The sequence below is a fragment of the Pelovirga sp. genome (assembly GCF_059864205.1).
Window position 1 is genome coordinate 1 of the sequence record NZ_JCBCBS010000024.1, and the last position, 1,723, is coordinate 1,723.

At 47.6% G+C, this 1,723-nt stretch carries 1 protein-coding gene; it reads right to left on the reverse strand.

Translation table 11 applies throughout. From position 1 onward, the window contains the following. Positions 1 to 164: 164 nt before the first annotated feature. Positions 165 to 1,325 carry an IS4 family transposase gene (locus AC6F7T_RS01570; RefSeq protein WP_500716215.1) on the reverse strand — a complete coding sequence of 387 codons (1,161 nt, stop codon included), beginning with the start codon at positions 1,323 to 1,325 and terminating at the stop codon, positions 165 to 167. Positions 1,326 to 1,723: the final 398 nt, after the last annotated feature.

Sequence of the window (1,723 nt, forward strand, 5' to 3'; positions counted from 1 at the left end):
GGCAGGCCTGTGGCGATGGATGCACTTTGCCCTACCAACTTGAAACAGCGAGGAACCAACCTTGAATTTTTTTGATTATCTCGGCAGGTTTCGTATGGTGTGAAGCTTTTCAAAATTATTTCGTTTTTGCGATGAATTATGTAAGTGGCTTCAGTAATTTCCGGTTAGGTTTTTGCATCAACGGTTTGAAATTTATGCTTTTGAACTTTTGACACATTAAAATCGTCATCTGGCACCATGCGCAGCTCGTTTTCAATGACGGTGCGCAACTCTCTGACCCGGCGGATGGAGACTTTTTCCCGATAGTGCTTGTGGCAGTGGATGGCCAGCAACAGATAGGTGATCAGGCCAGCCAAAATTTGGACCATCAGGCCGTAGGGACTGCGTGCAATCAGGTGGTAGACTTTCAAGTGTCTTTTCCACCAAGCGAAGAAATTTTCAATGTTCCAGCGCAGCTTGTAAGCCTGGGCGATCTGTTCGCCAGTCAAATCATGGCGGTTGGTAGCTATCCAGTATTTGGCGCGGTCGACCTCATAGCCGACCAGTCGCAAAGGGGTTTGGCTTTGATTGATACCAGGTGTGCCCAACAACACAGTGGCGTCGAAGAAGACGATGCTACTGTCGGTCGGTCCAGTGTTATGAGAAAGGATTTTTTTGTGAGTGCCTTCCTTGATCCGACAGATAAATAGCTGACCGTCCTTTTGCCACTGATCAAAAAGCCGGTGGCATTGGTAGCCGCGATCGGTCACAGCGGTATCATCTTTGGACAGGATTTTTGAAACGAAAGGCCTCTCGCCGCCCTTGCCATCTGTAAGGTAAACCTTTCTGGGGATCGAGCGGTTCAGGTCAAATCCGACATGGACCTTGGCCTTTTTGGAACCCTTTCGATAATCGGCCCAGAGCATTGATAGGCTGCCATCGATCAGGGAGCCATCAATCCCGACCAGTGACCCAAGCTCGGGGTGTGCATTGGGCAGCAGGTCGTGCGCCTGCATTTGAAGCTCTTTAAAAACGTGGAGCATCTGCTCAAGACCTCGGTTGTTGATGGCTTCCGAGAAACTGCTCTTTTCAATACCCTGTTCAGGAGCGATGTGCTGGCGAGCAAAATCGTCTTCTTTGAGGGCTTGAAGCAGATGTTGTGCTGATCGGTATTCTTGAAGGTGGTAATAGATCAAGATCCGAAGTTGTTCTTCGAAATCCATCTTCAACGGTCGATGTCCACGAGAAGTAAGTTCAGGGCCATTTTTCAAAGTGCTACTAATGGGTTGTATAAATTGATTAAAATGAACGGTAGTTGGCAAGCGTTTTGGGACCTGTCTTCGCATTTCGCATAACCTCTTGATATTGTTGGCCATACAAAAATGCGGTCCGCACCCATTGCCTCTTGTCAAGCAATAAAATACGAATTTTCAAAATAATTTCAAATAACTACATGCAAAAACCTAACCGGAAATTACTGGAAATTATTGGAAGATGGGGTTCGTGGAGCGCTTACCTGCGGAAAATATGTGAGCCAAAACGTGAGCCAGACTCGAAGACGAAAAAAGGACCTAGATTTTACACCCCCCATTCTTCATTTGCAACCTGCGCCCGACCCGACTGAAACCGGCACAGCGGGACAGGCTAGCCAAATTGGGTTCATCCGCAGAATCTGTGGGTGGCCACCGGTTCAGGTAAGTCCCCAAGTGTATGATATAGCGCAAGTTTTATGCCCTCAAAACTT